General features: G+C 48.0%; 25 protein-coding genes. 3 read left to right on the top strand and 22 right to left on the bottom strand.

The features are described 5' to 3' along the window. Positions 1-329 precede the first annotated feature (329 nt). Positions 330-2,075, top strand: a complete 1,746-nt coding sequence (locus tag PPA03S_RS22055) for an ABC transporter ATP-binding protein (protein WP_062326135.1) — start codon at positions 330-332, stop codon at positions 2,073-2,075. A 12-nt stretch (positions 2,076-2,087) separates the two neighbouring features. Continuing rightward, positions 2,088-4,178 carry an ABC transporter ATP-binding protein gene (locus tag PPA03S_RS22050; RefSeq protein WP_062326134.1) on the top strand — a complete coding sequence of 697 codons (2,091 nt, stop codon included), beginning with the start codon at positions 2,088-2,090 and terminating at the stop codon, positions 4,176-4,178. Positions 4,179-4,351: 173 nt separating this feature from the next. On the opposite strand, the gene PPA03S_RS22045 is transcribed toward PPA03S_RS22050, so the two are convergent. The 7 genes from PPA03S_RS22045 to PPA03S_RS22010 all read right to left on the bottom strand — a co-directional run bounded on the left by PPA03S_RS22045 (position 4,352) and on the right by PPA03S_RS22010 (position 11,216). Continuing rightward, the gene (locus tag PPA03S_RS22045) at positions 4,352-4,999 is read right to left on the bottom strand and encodes a YdcF family protein (protein ID WP_062326133.1); all 648 of its coding nucleotides are present in this window, start codon (positions 4,997-4,999) and stop codon (positions 4,352-4,354) included. Then, positions 4,999-5,550 carry a hypothetical protein gene (locus PPA03S_RS22040; protein ID WP_062326132.1) on the bottom strand — a complete coding sequence of 184 codons (552 nt, stop codon included), beginning with the start codon at positions 5,548-5,550 and terminating at the stop codon, positions 4,999-5,001. The genes PPA03S_RS22045 and PPA03S_RS22040 overlap by 1 nt, the downstream gene beginning before the upstream one ends. 102 nt (positions 5,551-5,652) lie before the next feature. Beyond that, complete coding sequence (locus PPA03S_RS22035) at positions 5,653-6,342, bottom strand: hypothetical protein (RefSeq protein WP_062326131.1); 690 nt, start codon at positions 6,340-6,342, stop codon at positions 5,653-5,655. Positions 6,343-6,359: 17 nt separating this feature from the next. Beyond that, a complete protein-coding gene (locus tag PPA03S_RS22030; RefSeq protein ID WP_062326130.1) occupies positions 6,360-7,400 on the bottom strand; it encodes an ATP-binding cassette domain-containing protein in 1,041 nt (346 codons plus the stop codon). A 4-nt stretch (positions 7,401-7,404) separates the two neighbouring features. Further along, positions 7,405-9,141: an arginine--tRNA ligase gene (argS, locus tag PPA03S_RS22025; protein ID WP_062326129.1), complete on the bottom strand. Its 1,737-nt coding sequence runs from the start codon at positions 9,139-9,141 to the stop codon at positions 7,405-7,407. Between the two features lie 625 nt (positions 9,142-9,766). After that, the gene (locus PPA03S_RS22015; RefSeq protein ID WP_062326127.1) at positions 9,767-10,102 is read right to left on the bottom strand and encodes a four-helix bundle copper-binding protein; all 336 of its coding nucleotides are present in this window, start codon (positions 10,100-10,102) and stop codon (positions 9,767-9,769) included. A 67-nt stretch (positions 10,103-10,169) separates the two neighbouring features. Continuing rightward, entirely contained in the window at positions 10,170-11,216 is a 1,047-nt protein-coding gene (locus tag PPA03S_RS22010) for a CobW family GTP-binding protein (RefSeq protein ID WP_062326126.1), read from the bottom strand. A 168-nt stretch (positions 11,217-11,384) separates the two neighbouring features. On the opposite strand from PPA03S_RS22010, the gene PPA03S_RS22005 reads away from it, so the two are divergent. Continuing rightward, entirely contained in the window at positions 11,385-11,903 is a 519-nt protein-coding gene (locus PPA03S_RS22005) for a MogA/MoaB family molybdenum cofactor biosynthesis protein (protein ID WP_062326125.1), read from the top strand. Positions 11,904-11,943: 40 nt separating this feature from the next. Here the strand turns inward: PPA03S_RS22005 and PPA03S_RS22000 are convergent, their stop codons facing one another. The 15 genes from PPA03S_RS22000 to rny form a co-directional block, all read right to left on the bottom strand. Further along, a complete protein-coding gene (locus tag PPA03S_RS22000; RefSeq protein ID WP_167666084.1) occupies positions 11,944-12,504 on the bottom strand; it encodes a hypothetical protein in 561 nt (186 codons plus the stop codon). Positions 12,505-12,572: 68 nt separating this feature from the next. Further along, positions 12,573-13,592: an acrylyl-CoA reductase family protein gene (locus PPA03S_RS21995; protein ID WP_062326123.1), complete on the bottom strand. Its 1,020-nt coding sequence runs from the start codon at positions 13,590-13,592 to the stop codon at positions 12,573-12,575. 25 nt (positions 13,593-13,617) lie between these two features. Continuing rightward, positions 13,618-13,761 (bottom strand): hypothetical protein, encoded by a 144-nt coding sequence (locus tag PPA03S_RS33010; protein ID WP_157284316.1) that lies wholly within the window; start codon positions 13,759-13,761, stop codon positions 13,618-13,620. 311 nt (positions 13,762-14,072) lie between these two features. Next, positions 14,073-15,527, bottom strand: coding sequence for a nicotinate phosphoribosyltransferase (locus PPA03S_RS21990; RefSeq protein ID WP_062326122.1), 1,455 nt, complete (start codon positions 15,525-15,527; stop codon positions 14,073-14,075). A gap of 190 nt (positions 15,528-15,717) precedes the next feature. Further along, entirely contained in the window at positions 15,718-16,287 is a 570-nt protein-coding gene (locus tag PPA03S_RS21985; RefSeq protein ID WP_062326121.1) for a cysteine hydrolase family protein, read from the bottom strand. 64 nt (positions 16,288-16,351) lie between these two features. After that, positions 16,352-17,155, bottom strand: a complete 804-nt coding sequence (locus tag PPA03S_RS21980) for an NUDIX hydrolase (protein ID WP_062326181.1) — start codon at positions 17,153-17,155, stop codon at positions 16,352-16,354. Between the two features lie 58 nt (positions 17,156-17,213). Continuing rightward, positions 17,214-17,639: a PaaI family thioesterase gene (locus tag PPA03S_RS21975; protein WP_062326120.1), complete on the bottom strand. Its 426-nt coding sequence runs from the start codon at positions 17,637-17,639 to the stop codon at positions 17,214-17,216. A gap of 353 nt (positions 17,640-17,992) precedes the next feature. Next, positions 17,993-18,457, bottom strand: coding sequence for a YlbF/YmcA family competence regulator (locus PPA03S_RS21970; RefSeq protein ID WP_379378566.1), 465 nt, complete (start codon positions 18,455-18,457; stop codon positions 17,993-17,995). 1 nt (position 18,458) lies between these two features. Further along, complete coding sequence (locus tag PPA03S_RS34285; RefSeq protein ID WP_281189080.1) at positions 18,459-18,587, bottom strand: hypothetical protein; 129 nt, start codon at positions 18,585-18,587, stop codon at positions 18,459-18,461. A gap of 130 nt (positions 18,588-18,717) precedes the next feature. Next, on the bottom strand, positions 18,718-20,274 hold the full coding sequence (gene miaB / locus PPA03S_RS21965; RefSeq protein ID WP_062326118.1) for a tRNA (N6-isopentenyl adenosine(37)-C2)-methylthiotransferase MiaB: 1,557 nt from the start codon (positions 20,272-20,274) through the stop codon (positions 18,718-18,720). A 311-nt stretch (positions 20,275-20,585) separates the two neighbouring features. Beyond that, on the bottom strand, positions 20,586-21,158 hold the full coding sequence (pduL, locus tag PPA03S_RS21960) for a phosphate propanoyltransferase (RefSeq protein ID WP_062326117.1): 573 nt from the start codon (positions 21,156-21,158) through the stop codon (positions 20,586-20,588). A gap of 186 nt (positions 21,159-21,344) precedes the next feature. After that, positions 21,345-22,325: a dipeptidase gene (locus PPA03S_RS21955; RefSeq protein ID WP_062326116.1), complete on the bottom strand. Its 981-nt coding sequence runs from the start codon at positions 22,323-22,325 to the stop codon at positions 21,345-21,347. 91 nt (positions 22,326-22,416) lie between these two features. Beyond that, positions 22,417-22,677: a stage V sporulation protein S gene (locus PPA03S_RS21950; protein ID WP_019005392.1), complete on the bottom strand. Its 261-nt coding sequence runs from the start codon at positions 22,675-22,677 to the stop codon at positions 22,417-22,419. Positions 22,678-22,794: 117 nt separating this feature from the next. Beyond that, positions 22,795-23,589, bottom strand: a complete 795-nt coding sequence (locus PPA03S_RS21945) for a TIGR00282 family metallophosphoesterase (protein ID WP_024630289.1) — start codon at positions 23,587-23,589, stop codon at positions 22,795-22,797. A gap of 162 nt (positions 23,590-23,751) precedes the next feature. Next, positions 23,752-25,293 carry a ribonuclease Y gene (gene rny, locus PPA03S_RS21940; protein ID WP_062326115.1) on the bottom strand — a complete coding sequence of 514 codons (1,542 nt, stop codon included), beginning with the start codon at positions 25,291-25,293 and terminating at the stop codon, positions 23,752-23,754. Between the last annotated feature and the right edge of the window lie 18 nt (positions 25,294-25,311).

Raw genomic sequence — 25,311 nt, 5'->3', positions numbered from 1 at the left:
GCAATTTATTACCAAAAAAGAAAGGGTGGTTACGGTGTTTAACAATGACGATCTACATCAATTTAGCACACAACTAAATACCGGAGCACCCATGAAATCGTTATTTCGTTCATAAGTCCGCATCACAGAAGCCTCTGAATAGGTTTGCTGTTTTGCTTCTCACAATCGAACTTTATCTAACGGTGGTGGCTCTGCTCTCGGAGCCATGCTGCCGTATGAATGATACCCAAGACATACCGCCTGCGTGCGGTATGTCTTTTTTTGTGGGTTCAAACGGCTGCACATGAACGGAACATGCATTTCACGAACTTGAAAGGAAGGGATACCACTTGTTCTCTGTACTTAAAAATCTGGCCTGGTTTTTCCGGCTGGAACGCAAACGATACCTCATCGGTGTCATCCTGCTTATTCTGGTAGGCATAGCCGAACTGCTGCCTCCTCGTCTTCTGGGTAATGCCATTGACGAGATTGTACGCGGTTCCATCACTGGCGCCTCCCTCACACGCTATATCCTACTTATTTTAGGAACGGTTATTATCATCTATCTTACAACGTACATATGGATGCACAAACTGTTTGGCGGTGCCAATCTGGTTGAACGCTTGCTTCGGTCACGTTTTATGGACCATTTGCTGCGAATGACCCCGCCTTTTTTTGAGAAAAACAGAACCGGCGATCTGATGGCACGTGCCACGAATGATCTTCGTTCCATTGCTACCACAGCAGGCTTCGGCATGCTGACGTTAACCGACTCCACTGCCTTTCTGGCAACCGTATTATTCGCCATGGGATTTCTGGTCAGCTGGAAATTAACCTTGGCCGCAATCCTTCCACTGCCCTTTATCGCCATCGCCATGATGATCTATGGTAAAGCTGTGCATCAGCGATATACACTGGCACAGGATGCATTCGGAGACATGAATGATCAGGTGCTTGAATCTATTGCCGGTATTCGAGTCGTGCGTGCCTATGTTCAGGAACGTATGGACCAAAAACGGTTCGCTGATGTCACGGAAGATGTATACCGCAAAAACCTGGCCGTGGCCAAGATGGATGCATTGTTCGAACCCACGATCCGGTTATGTGTCGGACTCAGTTATGTGATTGCACTTGCCTATGGTATTTATCTTGTTTTCCATAATGAAATTACCCTGGGGGATCTCGTATCGTTCAATATGTACCTGGGGATGATGATCTGGCCGATGTTTGCCATCGGTGAACTGATAAACCTGATGCAGCGTGGTAGTGCATCACTGGATCGTGTTAATGAGACTTTATCTGTAGAACCTGCTGTAAAAGATATTGAGCAACCTGCTCACATTACCAACCCGGAAGAGATCGCGATGCAGGACGTCACCTTCCGTTATCCTAGTTCTACCGTCGACAATCTCAGCCATGTCAGCTTTTCGCTTCGTCGCGGGCAGACTCTGGGTATCGTGGGACGTACAGGTAGTGGCAAGTCAACCCTGCTGAAACAATTGCTGCATGAATACCCTGCCGGATCAGGCAAGTTAAGCATCTCCGGACATCCGATTCAGGATATCGCCAAAGACGACCTGCACAGCTGGATTGGATACGTTCCGCAGGAACAGGTGCTGTTCTCCAAATCGGTTCGTCAGAACATTCAATTCGGTAAACCGGGTGCGGACGACAGCGTGATTATGGAAGCGATTCGTACCGCAGCCTTTGATGGGGATCTGGGCACATTATCCGATGGTCTGGACACCCTCGTTGGTGAAAAAGGGATCGCGCTGTCTGGTGGACAGAAACAGCGGGTATCACTGGCCCGTGCCTTTATCGCCGACCCGGATATTCTCATTCTGGATGATGCTCTATCTGCCGTCGATGCACGAACCGAAGCCAAAATTATTGAAAATATACGCAACAAACGCTCTGGCAAAACGACGCTGATCTCGACTCATCGCCTGTCTGCTATTGAACATGCTGACCGAATCATCGTACTTGAGCACGGAAAAATTACGGAAGAAGGAACCCATCAGGAACTGCTTGCTATGAACGGCTGGTACCGTGAACAGTATGAACGGCAACAGGTGGAGTCTAATTTGTCCACGTAGGAGGTCAATGCTTTGAAGTCTAATACAGGCAAACGGCTGCTTCAATACGCCCTGAAAGCCAAAGGTACGTTTATTGCCGCTTTAATTATGCTTACGATTGGTGTTGCGGCTGAGCTGGCCGGCCCTTTCATCGCCAAGTCCATGATCGACAATCATTTGCTCGCCATTGAGCAGCCTTTCTATGAGACCACAGCTTCAAGCGAAGCGGCCGTCTATAATGGAAAGAATTATAAACGTGAAGGCCGGTTTGAAGCGGATGAAACGAAGGGTACCGAGGTACGCGTACTGCAAGCCGGAAGAAGTTTTTATTTTGTGAATGAACCCGTTAGTGCCCCCGATGGGGATCGAACCTATGCGAATGGAACACTGACAGTAACACGCGCAGGCGAAGTGATGGGTCAATATGCGGCGGTGCCTTTATCCGCTGGTGAACTCTTTGCCTTTTACAAACCGGAAATGCCAAGCATCTATCAACTGATTGTGTATTACATGATCTTCCTAGTCATCTCGGTCATTATGGAATTTGGTAAAACATACTGGCTGCAATCTTCTGCCAACAAAGTCATTCAAAGACTGCGTAATGATGTGTATGCGCACATCCAGCGATTGCCGGTACACTTTTTTGACAACCTGCCCGCAGGTAAAGTGGTCTCCCGGGTCACCAACGATACGGAAGCCGTCAAGGATCTGTTCGTTGCAGTTCTGTCCAACTTTTTCTCAGGGATCATTACGATTACGGGTGTGTATGTTGCGCTCTTCCTGCTGGATTTCCGCCTCGGATTGATCTCGCTGTTCGTTGTACCGATGCTGGTTCTGTGGATTGTGCTCTATCGTAAAATCGCTACGCGGTACAATACCATTATTCGTTCACGCCTGAGCGAGATTAATGCAATTATTAACGAATCCATTCAGGGGATGTCGATTATCCGGGTATTCCGTCATCAGAAACAGACCAAACAGGAATTCGAGGATCTGAATGATGATTATATGAAACACCAAAACAAAATGCTCAACCTGAACGCTTTCACCTCTCACAACCTGGTTAACGTATTACGGAATATGGCTTTTGCAGTTGTTCTGTGGTACTTTGGCTCCAGTGTGCTGGACGGCACGAGTATTATCTCGTTGGGTGTGTTATATGCATTCGTTGACGTTCTCGGACGTTTGTTCCAGCCGATTACGGGTATGGTGAACCAACTCGCGAACCTGGATTCCTCACTGGTATCCGCTGGACGTGTATTTGAACTGATGGATGAACCAGGTGAACCGGTAACCGATGGCTCGATGCCAAGATACAAGGGGAATGTCGTGTTTGACGATGTATCCTTTGCTTATAAAAAAGATTATGTGCTGAACAACATCTCGTTCAAAGCATCACAAGGTCAAACAGTCGCCCTCGTAGGCCATACCGGTTCCGGCAAAAGTTCGATCATCAACCTGCTCTTCCGTTTCTACGATCCACAGAAAGGCAAGATTACGATCGACGGTCAGAACGTCAAGGATCTGCCCAAACAGTGGATTCGCGAACATATGGGCATCGTATTGCAAGATCCGTACCTGTTCACGGGTACCGTGGCGTCCAATGTCAGTCTCGGAGACGCGAAGATTACTCGTGCCCAGATTGAACAGGCGCTGCGCGACGTAGGTGCTGAGCGAATTCTTGCCCATCTCCCGCAAGGATTCGACGAGCCGGTTATCGAAAAAGGAAGCACGTTATCTGCCGGACAACGGCAGTTGATCTCCTTCGCTCGTGCGCTGGCATTCGATCCGGCTATCCTGATTCTCGATGAAGCTACGGCGAATATCGATACTGAAACGGAAGCATTAATTCAAAATGCGCTCGAAGTCCTCAAAAAAGGACGCACGACTTTCATCATCGCTCACCGTCTCTCTACCATTCGTTCAGCAGACCAGATCCTGGTCCTGCATCGCGGACGTATTGTTGAACAAGGTGCACATGATGAACTAATGCAACTTAAAGGACGCTATTATCAAATGTATCAGCTGCAGCAAGGAGCCCAAGCAGCACCGGACATGAATGGAAACAATCCATTGGGCGAGCCTATTCGTACCTCATCCTCCTTTGCGGGAGGCAGCGTGTAAATAGAATGGATAGGCGCTATGAATAAAATTATAATCAGCAACCTACCGATCTGCCCCCGGACCCCCTGGTCTGCGAGGCAGATCGGTTATTTCATTTATACAGTCATCGATGATCCGTTAGGTTGCATACAACGTAATAATTCCTCCATATAAAAAGACAATCTCGCAGTCAGTCACTCTTCGTGCTGCTGCGGATTGTCTATCCATCCTTTAATCGTGTATCCCATATATAATATCGTCTCTCGTGCCAGAAAAGGAAATTGGCTGCGCCAAGTCTGGTAAGCCGTCGTTTGTGTCGGGGACGGAACAGCATCCATGCCGAGCCCGCTAGCGAGCTTCATCGCCCGTTTCATGTGTAACGGGTCACTTACAATCGTATAGGTGTTAAACCCCGCCTGTTCTCCGACGCTAAGCGAATTCACCAGATTCTCCTCCGTAATTCTCGATTCCGTCTCCATATGAATATCTGCCGGATCTACGCCATGTGCAACGGCATAATCTCGTCCAACTTCAGCTTCGGGACGCTCTCCTATACTGCCAGAACCACCAGTAAAGATCAGATGGCTAATCGTCCCCTGACGATATAATAAAATGGCATGCTCAATACGTTCGCGAAATACGGGTGAGGGGTTATCTCCTTCTACGGCTGCACCGAGGATAATGGCTGCATCACTCTGTCTCGGGGAATATTCATCGATATACGCCCAGATGAGCCAGGCGGTAGTTATCGTCCATATGATCCCAATCAACACGAGCGATGCAATAGAGATTCCAAGCCAGTGTCTGCTTTTTATTTTACGTATCCGTGACTTGCCTTCCATCACAATGATTCATCCTCTTCCAGTGCCCGGGCGTGTACACACTCTGCATGCATACGTTCGAGGGTCTGCAGCGCTGCTGCGGATTCATCATCCAGTCCCAGCTCTGCAATCCAGGCAACGACGTACTGCTGAAGACTAATCTCCAGTTCCTGTGCACGGTCTTTGAAATCTTCCAGTTCCTTGATCATGCGCGATCGCCCTTCAGGACTGAATGTCTCATGAATTCGTTCCTTGAAATAGTGATGTACAATGCTATTGCGCTGCTTCCATAATTCATTTAACTGACGAGTCTCTTCCTCTGAAAAGGTGAAATGATGGCGCACTTCATGAATGAGCTGCCCCAGTGAACTGCCCATCTTCCGTTCATACAGATCTTCCAGATCTTCTTCGGAAACGGCCTTCCCTTGAGACATTTTCATCAATAGAATCAGATTGACCAGTTGCTGTTCCAGCGCTTGTCCATAATATACAGCCAATCCGTAATAGGCAAACAATTCTCTGGAGTGTTCGCTGTCCAGCATGTCACCACGCTGCATGTCTGAATTATGCATAAACGAGCGCCCCCTTTATTTCCGTACAATGCGTTCCATTCTAACGTCCTTCTATGGTAACGAAACGTACACGAACATTCAAGTTTTGCAAAATAATAACTTCTAACTTCGCAAGTCCCTTCTTCCCGATAACCATATATGAGTGATGAGTAGAACGATGGCATAAAGTACAGCCCACACTGTCGTCAAAACAACTGGCCCCAACTCGGATGCTTCAAACAGCATCATCTCACGAACCAGATAAAATGCCGGAGGCAGAACTTTGACAACCCACTGTATGGATTCAGGCAAACGTCCGCTTAATGAACCTTGGACAAACGATAATAACAATACAACAATGAAAGGCGGCATACTGCGACTCAGCATAGGAATGTATGATTTTTGAAAATAAACACTGAGACCCAGACCCAGGAGCGACAACGCCAGATGCCCGGCCCAAGCCATGATCCACTCCCCAGCACTTGGCAGCCTTCCAAACATGCCGGTGACAACCGGATATAACACGGTAATTGCAGTCAGGCCGAACAGCATGATTAATGCACAGATCAATTGTGAGAAGACAACCTTTCGTTTGCTTCCGGCATGCAGAACAAGCAATTGATACTGCCCCGCAGGTTCCGTATTCATTACCGTTAAGCCCAGCCAGGCCGCACCAAAAAAGAGCAGCATGGCCGTAACACTGTAACTGTCCGCAACCGGATTAGGTTTGTAGGAATAGATGAGCAGCATCGTAATGATATAAAAGATCACCGGCGCAACATATTTCTGTGAACGTATGTAATGTTTTAACAAGTAACGCGTCAAGTAAACTATGGGAGGTCGCCTCCTTCAGGAGACGTGGATGAAAGGAGCTCTGCCGCTTCCTTGATTATGGATTCACCGGGGTGTCTCCCCTCCATCAATTCTTCCATATTTAATCGGCTCTTGTCCGGCTGCACAGACACGATGGAACCGCCGGCAGCCAAAATCATTCCAATAATCCGATCTGCTGAACTGCGTGACACCTTCCAATCCCATACTTCCCGTCCATAATCCTGACGAACCAAGCTGCGATGGCATGCAATGATTCCAGGTTGTTCAACAAACGCATCGACAACGGATTTTCCCTGCCCTTCCATCACACTTTGAATACTCACAGCGGGCTCACCTGCTTCCTGCAAATCTTTCTGACTCCAGCGACGCAGCACCTTTCCCTTCTGTAACACGATGACCTGATCCGCGAGGTGTTCAATCAGCAGGGGCTCATGGCAAGCTGTAACGATTTGACTTCCTTCCTGTTTCCACTGTCTGAGCAAAGCTACAATTGCTTCCTGGGCCGGAACGTCCAGACCGGACAATGGTTCATCAAGCAGTAATAATCCATCAGGGCCAGGCAGCAAAGCCTGAATCAAATTCACCTTCTGCAAAGTACCTTTGGACAGTTGTGACAGGTTCTGATCCAGCGCCGTGCCCAAGAATAACAGCTCACATAATTCGCCTATCCGTTGACGCAATATTTCAGGGCGCATGCCGCGAATGCGTCCCATTTCCCACAGGTACTCTCTTGAGGTGAAGGGCAGGCGTGGCAATCCATCCAGTGCATACATTATCCGCCCATGCCTGGGCTTGCGCAGCAATCCGGATTCAGGCAGTAACATGCCCGCCAGCACACGCAGCAGCGTGCTTTTGCCTGAGCCATTCCTGCCCACCAAGACGATACACTCCCTCTGATCTACTTCCAGATTGATATCACTCAATACATGCACAGCCCCAAGTCGTTTGCTCACCCGTTGAAGCGATATGATACGTCCGTTTGAGTCTGCTGCTGTTTTTCCTGCTATACCGAAGAATCCACTTGACCTCCATCCCATGGAATCACATCCGTTCAGGAGCCTGAACGCCAAGTAAATAAAGGCTGTAGGCAAGACGCTCTGCGGTACGTTCTGTTAACGCCACCCGGAAGGGTTTTACGTCAGCCGGCGCATCTGCAATCCGTTCCGCATGATAGAAGCGGTTGAACGCTTGGGCAACATCTATCGCATATTTGGCAATGACTGAAGGCTCATTGCGATGAATTGCTTTTTCCAGATGCTGCGGATAATCCGCGAGCAGTTTCAGCAATGCCCATGAAGTGTCACCGACCATGATCGGTTTGTTCTCTGTGTTGGCCGCAGCATTGATACTACTAATATGGTCTTGGTCCAATTGATTTTCATTTTTCAAATACCCTGCCTCTGCTGCCTTCGCAAGCACACTGTTAATCCGGGCATGGGTGTATTGCACATAAGGTCCTGTCTCCCCTTCAAAGCTCACCGCATCTTCAAGCGAGAAATCGACGTCGTTCAACCGGTTATTGCGCAGATCACCGAATACAATCGCACCTACACCAACCGCTTCCGCAACCTCCTGCGAATTCGGCAGATTTGGATTCTTCTCCTGAATAATCTGGAATGCCCGAGCAACCGCCTCGTCCAGTACCTCCTGTAAAAAGACGACTTTCCCCCGGCGGGTAGACATCTTCCGTCCTTCGAAACGCATTAAACCAAACGGAATATGTTCACAATTCTCAGACCACGCATACCCCATCCGGGATAATACCGCAAATACCTGACGGAAATGAAGCTTCTGCTCCCCTCCGACCACGTACAGCATTTTATCCGCCTTCATTACATCATGACGATAAACGGCTGTTGCCAAATCCCGTGTTGGATAGATGGTTGTTCCATCCTTTTTGATAATCAGGCAAGGTGGCATATTTTCATCCTCCAATCGTACCACCAATGCGCCTTCACTCTCTTCCAGCAATCCTTTTCCCTTTAGTTCTTCAACCACAGCACCCATCTTGTCATTATAAAAGCTCTCACCCAGCGTATGGTCAAACTGTACATTCAGACGCTCATACATCCGGTCGAATTCTTTCATGCTCACTTCTACAAAAAACGCCCATAATCGCTGTGCCTCTTCATCCCCTTGCTCCAGTTTGCGGAACCAATCCCGTGCCTCGATCTCCAAAGATGGATCATTCTCCGCCTCATCGTGAAAACGCACATACAGCTCCAATGATGTACGAATCGGCTCAGCCTTTAGTGCTTCATCATTCCCCCAACGTTTGTAGGCTGCTATCTGCTTGCCGAACTGTGTTCCCCAATCCCCCAGATGATTCACACTGACCGAAGTATAGCCTGCCTCGTTATATAATCGATACAGTGCTGCCCCAATCACGGTGGAGCGCAGATGGCCGATTCCGAATGGCTTGGCAATGTTGGGTGACGACATGTCGATCACTACACGTGAACCCGCACCCAGTTGCAGCTTCCCAAATTCTTTATGTTCCAGTTCTTGCAGCAGCTTCGGCGCCAGATCTGCCCGATTGAAACGTATATTCACATAGGGTCCTGCTGGTGATGCATCCAGCCCAACAGTCTGTAATTCGGCTGCGATATCCGCGGCGATGATCGCGGGTGCTTTTTTCAACGACTTGGCCAGTACAAAGCAGGGGAACGCCGCATCTCCCATCTCCGCCTGTGGCGGAATCTCCAATAATCTCAACACCTCGTCTTGTTCCGATCCCGTTAAGGGAGCAATATGCGCTGCTGCCTGATTCATCCACATGTTGAACACTCCTAGTCATTATCGTATTAGTCATAATACAAAAACAAAAAAGCTCTCGTCTCTATATTCAGAGACGAGAGCTGATTTAACAGTTCCCGCGGTACCACTCTTGGTGAGCAGATTATAAATGCACATCAAAGCACATTCACAGCCTGCTCCGCTCGGTGCGATTAACGGCCGCCTGCCGGATCGCCCTACAGTCCATGCTCTGCACCTTTTCACAGATGTACGCATGTCTTCGGACAACCATCTCACGGGTGCGCTTCACTCAGGTCATGTCATACCGGCTTCCACCTGCCCCGGCTCGCTGTCATGCATGGATTCTGGCTACTCTCCCGATCACGGATATTCATCGTTTCAATTCATTGCCATCATTATACAGATCCAGCTCTGCTTTGGCAACCTGTTACATGCATTTCCCAATGGAGGACCTGCTGGTAATGGAAGTTCTCGACTGCTGATGGTGAAGAACGTTACTATGCTGAATCCAAAAAATCCCCTCCAGCAGTCAACGCTGAAGTACATCTTATCAGATGTCTTATTACGTTGTCTTCTGTGAAGGGATTAGCCTGGCATCTTTGTAGATTACCTAGGCTTTTTATTTTTCATTTCAATGGAGTTATATTTACGCTACTGCGGCCATCAAGCGGCAAGCCTCTGCACATTTGCGGCAAGCTTCTGCACAAGCCTGGCAGTGATCATGTTCATGTTTGCCACACTCGGCGCCACAAGCTTCACATGCTTTTACACACAGTTCGCAAATTTCGGCGATGAAATCACTTCCTCGTGTCATGGCTTGAGCAGCAAAACTGCAGATTTCTGCACATTCCCGATCCAAACGAATGCAATCACGCAGCATAGCCAGATCATATTCCTTCAGACTCGATATGTAACATACGTTGCAAGCATTCATACACTCCAGGCAAGCATCGATACATTGTTGATATTGTTGTTGTGTCATCTAAAGTTACCTCCCAGACTAAGTTTGCTATGCTTCTTAATACCCCGTCTGGAGGAACCTTGAATCATTAAGCCTGATTTATCGCCTCTAATTCCAGCAATTGGTTGCGAATGACCGACTGATCGAAATGCTCACCGATAAACACAGCTACGTTAGGCACATCCCCCTGAGGCGTGATCTTCATATAATCCGATTCCCGATAGGCATATTGGAACCAGAACCGACTGGACGTATCGCTAAAGGATAAAATTCCTTTTGCCCGGTACACGTCGCGTGGTAACTCAGCTATTAAACGCTCAAAGGCCTCACTGTTCACCGGCTGGGTGAAATAGTGCGTATACACCATGACATGCTCATGAGAAGCATGGGGATGGGGATCGACATGATTATGGCTGCATCCATGCTCTGCACAAGCTTCGGAGTGCACGTGATGTTCCTTATCCTCGTGTTTAATCGTACCCTCAACAGATTGATAAGCATGGACATTGTCTCCGCTACGAAGCAGCACATCCATGTCGACTTCACACTTCACCGTAGGCATTACGGTAGCAAAACCATTCCATCGTGCCAACAAGTCCCTCAGATCCGCCAATTGCTGCTCATTCACACGATCCGTTTTGTTTAGGAGAAGTACAGACGCACAGCGAATCTGTTCCTGCATCAGCTTGAAGGTTTGTCCCTTCTGCTCCTGGTACAGCCCTGACAGATGTGCGGCATCCACCACGGTAATCAGGCTTTTCAGCTCCAATCGCATGTAGAGGGAAGTTTCCGTTACTGCATCCAGAATCTCCATCGGGTTCGCCGCTCCCGTTGCTTCGATGACGATGACATCAGGCGATTCCTCTTGCACAAGATCCGCAAGCTGCAACCCCAAGTCACCGCGCACGGTACAGCAGATGCACCCCCCTAACATTTCCGTCATTGGCACGGAAGCATCCACAATCTGACCATCCAGATTCACTTCGCCCAATTCATTCATGACCACTGCGGGCCGGAGACCTTGCTGCTGCCAGTGTTCAATCAGTTGAACAAGCAGTGTCGTTTTGCCACTGCCGAGAAAGCCTGACAATATATATACAGGTATGGATGATTCATTTACTTTTAATTCACTCATCATAGTTCACCTCTCTGTTTATCCATAGAACGGGTCTATCTCTATCCTAGCGAGTGTACACTATCCTGCATTCGTTGCGCAATCCTGACCTTCTATTGGTACGTCCATTGCCTCATTCCACTGAATGGTCTATGCTATGAGGACATGTTGATTGTAGGAGGATGTCATATGACCAATTCAGTGGAGCAACATCGTCAGGAAGCCCCTGACACGGTATCCTGCATGATTGTAACCGTATCGGATACCCGCACCAAAGACACCGATACAAGCGGACAGCTTATGCATAAGCTGCTCACTGAATCAGGCTACCAGATCATCGAATATATCATTACACCGGATGAGACCGAAACCATTCAAAGTATCCTGCAAGACGCAGCGGTTCGTGACGATATCGAAGCCGTGCTGCTCAGCGGCGGGACGGGAATTGCCCCCCGTGATACGACATACGAAGCAGTGTCTTCACTACTCGATAAGGAGCTGCCAGGCTTTGGTGAAATCTTCCGCTTCCTCAGTTATACCGAGGACATTGGCTCTGCTGCGATTCTTAGCCGGGCGGTAGCCGGAACGATCGGACGTACAGCCGTATTCTCCATGCCAGGCTCCAAGGGAGCTGTCAAGCTGGCCATGGAAAAACTCATTTTGCCAGAACTGAGGCATGTGATGCGAGAAATATATAAACCCGTCTGAATGACAGACGGGTTTTTCGGATTTATGTGAGGCGAGTCCATTACTTCAATTGCTCAAGCACATGCTGGAATACCTGCATGACGTCCTCTTCGTAGTCGTCCTTCTCTCCCCCTGAAGCCGTATACACCAGAGATACATAAGCTTTACTGCGAATCGTTGTTTTGCCAAGTCCATTTTCCATCACAGCCTCATCGCCACCATTACCATACATTTCGTTCATACGGGTTACTCGTGTAGGGACATCACTAAAAATATGGACTCTGACAATATGTCTGCCACTTCCATTCAACAGATACATATACGAGATTCCGCCTTCACCATCATCTGCAGACATATTGTTCATCAACTTGATGCCTTTTGCAGCAAAACCGTCATCCAGCTCCTGAATCAGTGGACCGTTTAACCCGTGGCCTTGGCTCTTTGCCCGATCCATGCCTTCATCTGTCGCTTCTCTTGTATATATTTTCCGCTCCTGCTCAATAGATGATGCTGAACAAGCTACGAGGGATAATACACACAGCGTCATAATTAAACTGACCCGTACAGGCTTCACACGTCCAAATCTATAGTGCAATCCTTTTTCGTTAACACGCATACTCATCCTTCCTTTCCTGCCACATACACCGTGACACTCTCAGGTAGAGTTAGCATGTCTTGGAGAAAAGAATCTTATTCGGCAGACGTTCCCGACATCGTATTGACTACAGTACGACCTACAGCACCGCCCTTGAGGATCGTTTCCAGTGTCTGGGGCAGTTGTGCCCATGAAATTTCCTGAATCCCGAGTTGCAATGCCCGATCCGGCTTCCATTCGCCGCCAAGCAGCTTCCATATCCGTTCCCGCTGTTCCATCGGGCAATAGACTGAATCAATCCCGATCAATTGAATGCCCCGCAAAATAAACGGAAATACTGTGGACTCAAACGAAGGTCCCCCGGTTAAGCCTGATACAGCGACAGCACCTCCGTATTGGATCTGTTTCAGACGTTCGGCCAGTGCCGGGCCTGCTGCCGGATCAATAACGCCAGCCCAGAGCTGTTTCCCCATTGCACCATTGGCTGGTGCATCCGCTTCTTCGCGTGAAATGACATGTGAGGCGCCCAGATCTCGAAGCAGCTGCTCCTGTCGATCCTTTTTCCCCGTACTAGCCGTTACTTCAAAACCCAGCTTCGCCAGAATAGCTACCGCCATACTGCCTACGCCTCCGGTTGCTCCTGTAACCAGAATGTTGCCCATCTCCGGAGTCACTCCAGCCCGAAGCAAAGCATCTACCGAAAGGGCTGCTGTGAAACCTGCCGTTCCGATCGCCATCGCTTCCTTCTCACTGAGTCCATGCGGCAGAGGGACGAGCCATTCGCTGCGCAGACGCGCATATTGACTATATCCACCAAAATGAGATACGCCTGGCTCGAAGCCTGTGCTGATGACTCGATCCCCCGGTGCAAATCGCCCACTCACGGATTCCTCTACAATTCCTGCAAGATCGATCCCCGGAACGATCGGATACTCTCGAACGACACCGCCCTTTTCTATGGAAGCGAGACCGTCTTTATAATTCACACTTGAATATTGAACCTGTACGGTTACGTCACCGTTAGGCAGATCCTCTTTCTTTAACTGCTCCATAGCGGCCTTCACGCCACCCTGTTCTTCTTTACGCACGACATAGGCAGGAAACGTATTTTCCATTTGATATCCTCTCCTTATTAATATTTTACATATTTCCATTCATCTGATGAATTGTTCGCAGTGTAAGCAGCTCTTTAAACACAGGATCACTTCCAAGAGGTTTTCCCGGTACCCAGAACCAGGCATACGCAATAAAGACGACCCAGATTAGGGTTATAATCCATCTCATGCTTGCACCCTCTTCTTCCTTTCATCCCCGGGCAAGGTGCACTTGAAACAGTATCCGAAATGGATCATGTCGAAAAAGAAACGCTGAAAGATGCGGGATTTGGCGACTCCTGCGCTTTCCCGAGAAATAATGGTTTCATCCCTCTGTGATTCACTGCTGTTGAAGGTTCAGTATACCGCGCTGCACAGGCGATCTGTCCATGATGTTTCACACACAGTCGGTCGTCCTGGACAACATAGGCAGCAAAGAGAAGAGAAGCAAAAAGGCATAACACGGTATGTTTGCTTCCCGGTTATGCCCCTTTTATTTCATTAATCTTCGGTAGATTGCACATGTTCAGCAATGAGCTTCTGCTTCATATTCCACGCTGCAGGGCTGATATTTACACGGTAAATCTCCGGATTGAGTTTACGCTGGTATTCCGGCCAAAACAGATCCATCTGCTCAAGATGATAACTGCGAATTTCATCCAGGGTAGGCAGTTCATACACTTTGCGCCCGTTCACAAAGATCGGTTCCAGCATGTTCACTGCTTCATAGCGGGTCACCGTCTTCTTCAGATAAGGGTGTAGCGGGTTGAACAGCTTGAGCGGCCCGCCTTGTAGCGGCTGCTCTTCTCCTGGATAACAGATGTAATCTGCAATCGCCTTGCCATGTTTCGGATCAATAATCCGGAAGACTTCTTTTTTGCCAGGTGTGGATACTTTTTCGGGATTGGCCGAAATTTTGATCGTAGGCAGCATAACCCCGTCCACTTCGCGCTCCACCAATTTGTACACGCCACCCAAAGAGGGTTGGTCGGAAGCGGTAATTAGCTGCGTGCCTACGCCCCATATATCAATGCGAGCCCCTTGCGCCTTGAGGTTGAAAATCGTATTTTCATCCAGGTCGTTGGAAGCTACAATCTTGACGTAGTCCAGTCCCGCATCGTCCAGCATCTGCCGGGCTTGAATGGACAGATATGCAAGGTCTCCGCTATCCAACCGAATAGCATTCATCTTTTTGCCTTGGCTTTCAAGCTTCTTGGCCGTTTTGATTGCATGGGGAACACCACTGTTCAATGTATCAAAGGTATCCACCAATAGTGTCACTTGATCTGGCAGCACTTTGGCATAGACGTCAAATGCCTCTTGCTCACTCATAAAGCTCTGCACCCATGAATGGGCATGTGTCCCTGCTGTCGGAATTCCAAACCGCTCTCCAGCCAGCATATTGGACGTTGCATGGAATCCTGCCACATACGAAGCACGTGCGCCCCAAATGGCCGCATCCGCTTCCTGTGCCCGTCTTGTTCCAAATTCAAGTAACGTGTCCTGACTCGCCACCTGTTTGATTCGCGATGCTTTCGTTGCAATTAACGTCTGATAATTCATGAAGTTAAGTATCGCCGTCTCCACCAGTTGTGTCTCCATAATGGAGCCTTCTACCCGAATGAGCGGTTCGTCAGGAAAAACAACTGCCCCTTCCTTCATGGAGTGAATTGTCCCCTGAAATGAAAACTGGAGCAACTCTTCAAGAAAGACCGGATCGTAATTTTCCTCTTGTTTGGATAAATATTTGATGTCCTCCATCGTGAAACGAAGCTGGCTGATGTAATTCACAATCCGCTCCAAACCGGCAAATACAGCATATCCGTTGCCAAAAGGAAGCTTACGGAAATAGGCTTCAAACACCGCTTTCCGCTTGTGAGTTCCATTCACCCAGTGGGCGTACATCATATTGATTTGATATTTATCCGTATGTAAAGCCAGGCTAGTCGTCTGCATTTGTCTCATCCTCTCTGACTTCCGCTTGTGCCCGCAGGTCCAGCCTGCAGACACGGGTCAACATGTGGAGACTCATCGCTCATGATCTATTTCTGGTAAACATACCATTGCATAAGTCTCCGATTTATCCTATTCACCATATTACCCAGCAACATAACACTCATTGAGCAGGATATGATCACAGGTTCGTTTACAGGTTCAAGCCTGTGAGAACGGTATCGCTCGCTTTAATCACCTGAGCCCCAAGACTGGAACGAAAGTGCCCTAACGCCCACTCATGCCCCGCTTGATTAAAGCTTGCTACCGCATCTTCATATACCGTAATGTGAAAACCTTTATTATAAGCATCCACTGCTGTATGCAGTACGCAAATATCCGTACATACACCGATCAGTGCAATGTCTGTTATTCCACGTTCACGCAGTCGCAGCTCCAGATCTGTGCCGCAGAATGCGCTGTATCTTGTTTTATCCATCCAGCGAATTTGCGCTTCCCGTTCTTCCATAACCCGAGCCAGGCGCCCATAAAGCTGCCTTCCTTCAGTATCCCTGATGTTATGGGGCGGAAAAAGAGCTGTTTCCGGGTGATAAGGATCACTCTCTTCATGCAAATCCACTGCCATAATCACTTCATGCTTGTTATTGCAATAAGCTTCCGTTATCGCTGCAATCGTCTCTTCAATCTCTACAGCAGGCTGACCTACTGGCAACGAACCTGTCACAAAATCACGTGTAAAATCAATGACAATCAGTGCTTTCATCGTCCACACTCCCTTTTGAGAATAAGGTTGATACTGATTCACTCCATCATGATTCGCTTGCGCATTACGTGTAGATGGATAGACGAGGGACCAGCTCCGTGAAACGGTAAAGCTGAGCCGGACGCTGTGAGTACTGATTGGAGCTTAGCAGATTGCCCTCCTCATCCCGAACCTCTTCCACAATGCCTTTGCGGCTGCGTGTTGAAGTAATCTTCCGAATGAAATTCGGTTCTTCAAAGTCAGGGACAACACTCTGAATCACTTGGTATAACTCGCTTAGAGTAAAATCACGAGGCAGGAACTGTCTTGCAATCGTCGTTTCCAGCATTTGCTGCTGAATGCGCCGATACGCATCTTCTATAATCGTGCGGTGATCAAAGGCAAGCTCGAGCTCCTGCAAGGCTTCCTGAATCGTAAACAATCCAACATCCTCGGCATCATCCGCCGCCTGACGGTGTTCCAGCATCCATTCCTCTACCAGTGCAAAAAACGCATGTGAGATAATCCATCCTCTGGGGTCACGCCCAGGCTGACTATATACATTCAAATACTCCAGATGCCCACCGTCCACACCTGTCTCCTCCATCAATTCGCGCTTTGCAGCACCATAGATGGATTCATTTTCCTGACAAAAACCACCTGGCAGAGCCCATCTTCCCGCAAAAGGCCAACCTTTGCGTTTGATCAGCATTACCTTCAGCTCCCGTATGGGGAGGGTCTTGGTCACCGTCTTGCGCTCCCGCTTGGTCAAGGTGAACATGACGATATCCGCGGGAACACCATCGGGCGTACGATATTTCTTGGAACTATAGGCACGTGCTGCCTGCTCATCGCTTTCAGCATTGAATTGTTCGTAGTTTTCGCTCATGGGCACCACCGACTATTCTCATTTTGATATTTTCATTATGACAGAATAATATCTTTTGTCAACCTTTGGATTCTGTACTTTCCTTTTTTACTCGTGCTATACGGAAGGTAGCTGTTGCCATGCACCCTAGCGTGCCAGATGCATCGCGTACCTCGGATTGTGCAGTTACACTACGTCCCGCCTGATGCAGGATCGTTGACTTCACGGTTAACTCACCTTGCTTCATGGGTGCGAGAAAATGTACATTCAGATTGGTCGTCACACAACTGTCTACTTCCATTGCTGCTGTAGCCACCATACCCATCGCCTGATCCATCAGAGATGTTAGCACACCGCCATGAATAATTCCCATGGAGTTGGTGTGGTGTTCCTCCGCTGTCAGTGCGATCTGTACTTCTTTTCCGTCGCCTTTTATAAAACGACAACCGAGAAAACCCCAAAATCTCCCGTTTCCATCTGCAACCATTTTGTCCAAGATACTCATTATTGATTTCCCCTTTAGTGCACTTTAAGTATAAAGCCTTGATGTATGTTGTTGATGATAATTTTCCCAGCATTGGTCCTTTTGTAGGTGATCTAAAGTGCCTTATTATTATATTAAGCCTGCTCTTACGGACGAGGTCTTATCCAGCAAAGTTGTGATGAAAGGACTACCACACCAAATAACCCCACAATGTGGAGCCTGCCATACGAGCGAATCCTCAAGGTTTTCGGGCCATTTCCTGATTGAAGCTACGTACGGTTTCTTTATCGTATCCGAAGGTAATATTCCGAAGCTTCACCTTTTCGGATATGAGCAAAAAGGGCGCGGACTGCGTCCGCACCCTTCCGTTCATTTTACCCGCAACTGGTCGGAGGTGAATCCGTACCTGCCTCCACATTTACTTTCTCGGAGACAGTATCCCGAATTACAGAGATCACAAGCTGGAGCAAATAATTGATATCACTTTGACTTTGCTGGAATTCCGTAACCAGTGGAATGCTGTCCAACTCGTCCTGCAGATCTTCAATTTCTTGTTCAATTTTGCTGACCATCTCGGCATTTTTGAAGCTTTCAAAAGCAACGATTTCTTTTTGCTTTTTCTTGATCGTTGCAATTAATTGCTGGATGCGTTCATGATCACGAATTTTGGATTCCGCCTGTTGGAACTGTTTCACTTCCTCACTCGTTCCAAGCATTTCAGCCAATTCTTTGGCTTTTCCCATAATGTCGTCGCGTATGACCAGATTGCGCGTATCGTAGGTAGGCATTCCATAATGGTTGTACTGCACTTCTTCCTGCGCCACTCGAAATCGCTCCATTCTATGAGATGATATAAGATGGACTGGACGAATGATATTCCAGACGGACGACGGCTCCATGACCGCTGCGGTTACGGATCGTTCTTTCGATCGCTGTTGTCTCCAAATTTTCCTGATTGAAATGATTCAAGGTTAAAATTCGGAGACAAAGGCGAACGCTATCGCTTCTACAGAATCGATTCCGTCTCCTTCGCTACGTTCGCTTACGCCATCCAAACCCTGATATCTAAAATCCAAATCCATCTTATTAGGTTTGTGTATTACTGATTGGCGGCTACTGGCTCTGAGAGCAGATTACCACGAATATAGAAAGTCATTGGATCGGTGATTTCTACATGTACAAAAGTACCGATCAATTCTTTAGGTCCTTCAAAATGCACCAGCTTGTTGCTGCGTGTACGCCCCGCCAGAACATTGGAATTCCGTTTGCTTTCGCCTTCGACAAGCACTTCAACAACCTTGCCGCGCTGCTTTTCATTGCTGCTATGGCTGTATGCGTTAATTGTCTCGTTCAGGCGTTTCAAACGTTCTTTCTTCACGTCCATCGGCACATTGTCCTCCATCACCGCAGCAGGGGTGCCTTCACGCGGAGAATAGATGAATGTATAAGCAAAGTCGTAGCCGACTTCCCTGACCAGTGACAGCGTATCTTCAAACTGTTCTTCCGTCTCACCCGGGAAACCAACGATTATATCAGTGGTTAACACGACATCTGGAATTGCCTTTTTAATTTTGTCAGCAAGCTTCAAATAGTGTTCCCGACTGTACTTGCGGCTCATACGTTTTAGTACTTCTGTGCTGCCCGACTGCACGGGGAGATGAATGTGTTCCACCAGGTTTCCACCCTTGGCAAGTACTTCAATCAGATGATCATCGAAGTCACGTGGATGACTGGTTGTAAACCGAACCCGTGGAATATCGATTTTGCGAATATCATCCATCAGGTCACCGAAGCTGTACTTCAGATCCGTGAAGTCTTTGCCATAGGCATTCACATTCTGACCGAGCAATGTAATTTCCTTAAATCCTTGTCTGGCCAGCTCACGAACTTCAGCAATGACATCCTCCGGACGACGACTGCGCTCTTTTCCCCTTGTGAACGGAACGATGCAATATGTACAGAACTTGTCGCAACCATACATAATGTTCACCCAGCCGCGCATGCCCTCACGTTTTTTCGGCAGGTTCTCAATGATGTCGCCTTCCTTGGACCATACCTCAACAACCATTTCCTTACTGAACAGCGCTTCCTGAATCAGATGTGGCAATCGATGTACGTTGTGTGTACCAAAAATCATATCCACAAAGCCATGCTTCTGCATGATCCGGTTCACGACACCTTCTTCCTGCGACATACAACCACACACACCCAGCAATAAGCCTGGACGTTCGGTTTTCAGGGTTTTCAGATGACCCAGCTCACCAAACACTTTATCTTCCGCATTTTCACGAATCGCACATGTGTTTAACAGAATGATATCTGCTTCTTTGCGATCCTCGGTAGCCTGATACCCCATCGATTCAAGCAACCCTTTGATCGTCTCCGAATCATGCTCGTTCATCTGGCATCCATACGTATATACGATATAGTGTTTACCTTTCCCCACGTTTTTCAGTTCATCGGGAACGGCTGTTTCGTAAAGTACCTGGACGTCTTCCTTGCCCCGTTGTTTCTCCTGACGATGATTGGGTTCCGACTTGATATTAATCTCCCGGCCCCGGATTCTTATCTTTTTGCTGAATTCATCTTGCGAAATTACTTTGGCATCGGAGAAATCAAAATATTGGGAGTAATCCTTTTTTGAGTCTTTAGCCATTTCCTTCGGTCACTCCTTACAGCCTCTATTAATAAAAAATCGTTATTTCATCTTGTTTCGCATGATTTGCACGCTTTATACATCAAAAGAGCATTACAGCAAATTATAACATGAATTGGGCTGTAGTTCCACATCCAAAGCCGCTGTCCTTCGTCGATTCCAAAATCTGAAGCAGGTCTGCTCAATATCCCGAAATACACAAAACCTGAGCATCCCCCCAGGTCGAGTCAATCGACATTGAGGATCTACTCAGGTTTATAAGTTCATTCAATCAACCCGCCAGGATCACGGCTGATGACTGTTTCACGTCATTAGTCGATGATTTCAGCAGTATCGCCGTTACGAGCGCCAGCTGCATTAGCTTCATCTGTATCAATATGCATGTCCAGTGCAAAGGAATCCGATACACGAGCCAATACATTTTCCAGTACGAGACCACGATCTCCGCCCAGGCGTACTTTCAGCATTTGTTTATCCTCAATACCCCATTTAGCAGCATCGGAAGTATGGAAGTGGATGTGACGGGCAGCAACGATTACACCTTTATCAATGGTGACTTCACCAGCTGGTCCTTTAATCGTAATACCTGGAGTACCTTCGATGCTCCCAGACTCACGTACAGGTGCCTTAACACCAATGGCGAAAGAGTCTGTCATCGAGATTTCCAGTTGTGTTTCCGGACGAACCGGTCCAAGAATACGCACTTTATCAAACTGCCCTTTCGAACCAATGACCGCTACTGTTTCGTTAGCGGCATATTGTCCTGGTTGGGACAGAGGTTTAAACTCGGTTAATTCATAGCCTTTACCAAACAAAATTTCAACGTGTTCTTGGGATACATGAATGTGACGGGCAGATACGCCCACAGATACTGTTTTACTCATCGCGAATTTCACTCCTTGTTTATCTATGGCCTGCAGCCAGGCTCTTAACAATCCTATGGTATTATACCCCTTTTTGGAGTGAAATGAAAACGAACTGTTGAAAATTCATGAAATACACTTATTTTCCATACAACATTTTCCTTCAATTGGTTCATTCGCCTGGAATGGGTAGACTTGAGCCTGCTGCTATTTGAATGTCATACTCGGATGGCTCTCCGGCAAGTGCTGCCCCAGATAACTCATCGCATTATCCCACATCCATCCTCTTACCAGATGCTCGTCATAATATTTAAGCAACGAGTCCATAAGTCGCGGGTAATGTCCTGTATGTTCGAGACCTTGAATATACGTAGATATTCCGTCAAAATCAGAACCCATCATCAGATGCCGCTCCCCACCCAGGGAGCAAACCTGCTCAATATGTGGCAACAGATCTTCAATATGGACTTCACCTTCCTGTTTTACAAACCAGGGTACAAAAGTTAATCCGATACGCCCATCCCGGGCAATAATGGCTCGAATCTGATCATCCTTCAGATTGCGCACATGGGGACAAACCGTATAACTGTTGGAATGCGAAGCGATAAAAGGACGCTCGCTCAGATCGGCCAGTTCCCAAAATCCCTTTTCGGTGAGATGCGAAACATCCAGCAGCATGCCGATTTGGTTACACAGGTGAACCAGTTCCCTGCCTTTTTCCGTCAGTCCAGCCCCGCGTTTTTCGAGCACTCCATCGGCTGCCCAATTGGCATAGTTCCAGGTAAGCCCAACGATCCGTACCCCCATTTGATAACACAACTCAAGATAAAATAGATTACCTTCCAGTCCATCGACCCCTTCCAGTGTAAGCAGTCCCCATGTTTGGTCCAACTGCCCCACCTGTGTGAGCTGTTCCCGCCATAATAGGGTATGTATGCCTTCAGAGCGATCTTTGCTTACCTGAACTCGCTTGCGGTAGATATCCAACTGCCCCATCACATGTTCAAACTTGCCTCTGCCCAGCACCTCAGGCAAATAGATCGCAAAGGCCTGTAAACCAAGGCCGCCTTCTCTCATGCGTTCCAGGTTCACATCCAGCTTTGGTGCATGTTCAAAAGGAAGCGCAGGGTCCATCAGCATTTTACTTAAAGCATCACAATGAAAATCGGCTACACGCCAGTTGTGCATCACAATCTCTCCTTCTACACGTTATGTTATGCAATAAAACGCAAAAAAACCTGTCTACTTCGTAAACAGGTTCAATGCATAAGTGCATGTATTATCTGGGCTCCACAATCAGCTTAATGGCCGTTCGGTCCTCGCCGTCGATCACAATGTCTGTAAAAGCTGGAATACAAATCAAGTCAACTCCGCTTGGTGCTACAAATCCCCGGGCTATCGCTACCGCTTTAATGGCTTGGTTCAGTGCTCCCGCTCCAATTGCCTGCAGTTCAGCATTTCCACGTTCACGAAGAACACCTGCAAGAGCGCCGGCTACGGAATTGGGATTGGACTTTGCTGAAACTTTTAATACTTCCATGGTAAGTACCTCCCTGGGAATGTTGAATGTTTGTTTCCACTTACTAGATGTTATTCGCGGGAGGCAAAAAAATTCCTTCTTTTTAGTCGGGTTTCCCAGCAAAATGGGACAATACCCCTATTCCATGCGCCACTCATCCTCCATGAGACGAATTTTCTCTATGCGTGTTGCAGCGCCTGTGGCTTCATCAATCTCCACAAAAACACCGTGGAAATGCCACTTGCCATCGTCAACAACAAACCGTACTGGAAGCTGAGTGTAGAATTTCCGCAGCACAGCTTCACGCTCCATGCCCAATATGCCGTCACGCGGCCCTACCATGCCCGCATCGGTTAAATAAGCCGTTCCTCCTGGCAAAATACGATCATCGTTGCTCTGCACATGTGTATGTGTACCTACGACCAGCGAAGCACGTCCATCCAGATGCCAGCCCATGGCGATCTTCTCTGACGTTGCTTCAGCATGCATGTCGACCAGAATGCATTTATGGTCTTGACGGAGCTCGTCCACAATTTCATCGGCAACGCGGAATGGACAATCCAAAGCAGGCAGGAACGTCCGTCCTTGCAAATTAACAATCGCCAGCTCCTTGCCTTCACCTTTGACTACTGTGTATCCTCGGCCTGGTGTTCCTGGCGGAAAGTTCGCAGGACGAATCATGCGTGGTTCATCATCTATGAAATCAAATATGTCCTTATTGTCCCAGGTATGGTTACCAAGGGTGATCCCATGCACACCCCAGTTGAAAAACTCATTCGCTATTGCGCCAGTAATTCCTCGGCCTGCTGCTGCATTTTCACCATTTACAATGACCACATGCGGCTTATACTTCGTTTTGAGATAGGGAAGGTTTTCCTTTAATGCCTTGCGCCCCACGTTACCCACAATATCACCAATAAACAAAACTTTCATTGTTACTGCCTCCTTAATCCCTACCAAGCAGCCTTCTTCAAAGCATCCACAGCTTCGCAGGACCTCTATCACATGTTCAAGATGTTTTTGTTATGGACATACCTTATACAGGCTATCAACAGGAAAAGTGGCCCGCTACTGCGGCCACTTTTCCGTAATGCTCTATTTTGCGTATTCAACCGCACGGGTTTCCCGGATGACGGTGACCTTAATGTGACCCGGATAATCAAGTTCATTCTCGATCATCTTCGTGATGTCACGGGCGAGGCGGAATGCTTCAGCATCGTCGATTTTCTCAGGTTGTACCATAACGCGCACTTCGCGTCCGGCCTGAATGGCGTACGATTTCTCTACACCTTCGAACGATTCTGAAATTTCTTCCAGCTTCTCCAGTCGTTTGATATACGTTTCCAGTGTTTCGCGGCGTGCGCCTGGTCTTGCTGCGGAAAGCGCATCTGCTGCGCCGACCAACATGGCAATAACCGAAGTCGCTTCGCAATCCCCGTGATGGGACGCGATACTGTTGATTACAACCGGATGTTCTTTGTATTTCTTCGCCAGTTCCACGCCGATTTCGACGTGTGATCCTTCCACTTCGTGATCCAGCGCTTTACCGATGTCATGCAATAGACCTGCACGTCTTGCCAGGGTTACGTCTTCGCCGAGTTCGCCAGCCATCAATCCAGCCAGATAAGCGACTTCCATCGAATGTTTCAAGACGTTTTGACCATAGCTTGTACGGAACTTCAACCGGCCCAGAATTTTAATCAAGTCCGGATGCAGACCATGCACGCCCACTTCAAAGGTAGCTTGCTCACCGTATTCACGGATACGCTCATCCACTTCTTTGCGGGATTTCTCGACCATCTCTTCAATCCGTGCCGGGTGAATACGTCCATCAGCCACCAGTTTTTCGAGGGCAGTACGGGCGATTTCACGGCGAATCGGGTCAAAGCCCGACAGAATAACAGCTTCTGGCGTATCATCGATAATGAGGTCAATCCCGGTAAGGGTTTCAAGCGCACGGATGTTACGTCCTTCACGACCGATAATCCGGCCTTTCATTTCTTCATTTGGCAAAGTAACAACGGATACCGTTGTCTCCGCCACGTGATCAGCCGCACAGCGTTGGATGGCGAGTGTAATAATCTCGCGGGACTTTTTGTCCGCCTCTTCCTTCGCTTGCTGTTCAATGTCCTTGATCATTTGAGCCGTCTCATGACGAACTTCCTGTTCTACGTTGGACAGTATGATACTGCGTGCATCTTCCATGGTGAGGTTGGATATGCGCTCCAGTTCCGTCACCTGGTTTTTGTAGATCATCTCGATCTGCTGCTGTGTCTCATCAATTCGTTTCTCTTTGTTAGCCACTTGCTCTTCTTTACGTTCGAGTGATTCCAATTTTTTATCCAGCGACTCTTCTTTTTGCAACAATCGTCTTTCTTGTCGTTGAATTTCGTTCCGACGTTCACGAGTGTCTTTTTCAGCTTCGGCGCGAATGCGATGAATTTCATCCTTCGCTTCCAGCACCGTTTCTTTCTTCAGTGCTTCTGCCTCTTTCTTCGCGTTCTCCACGATTTGCACGGCAGCTTGTTCCGCACTGGAGATTTTAGCCTCTGCAAGAGATTTGCGAATAAAATACCCTACTCCGAACCCAATAACGAGCGCGGCCACAACGAGAACGATCGTGATTACGATGTCCATACTGTTCACCTCCTCGTT

The sequence above is a fragment of the Paenibacillus pabuli NBRC 13638 genome (assembly GCF_001514495.1).
Lineage (GTDB): Bacteria > Bacillota > Bacilli > Paenibacillales > Paenibacillaceae > Paenibacillus > Paenibacillus pabuli.
Note: the sequence above shows the minus strand (reverse complement) of the source record. Positions and strands in the feature narration are given on the sequence as shown.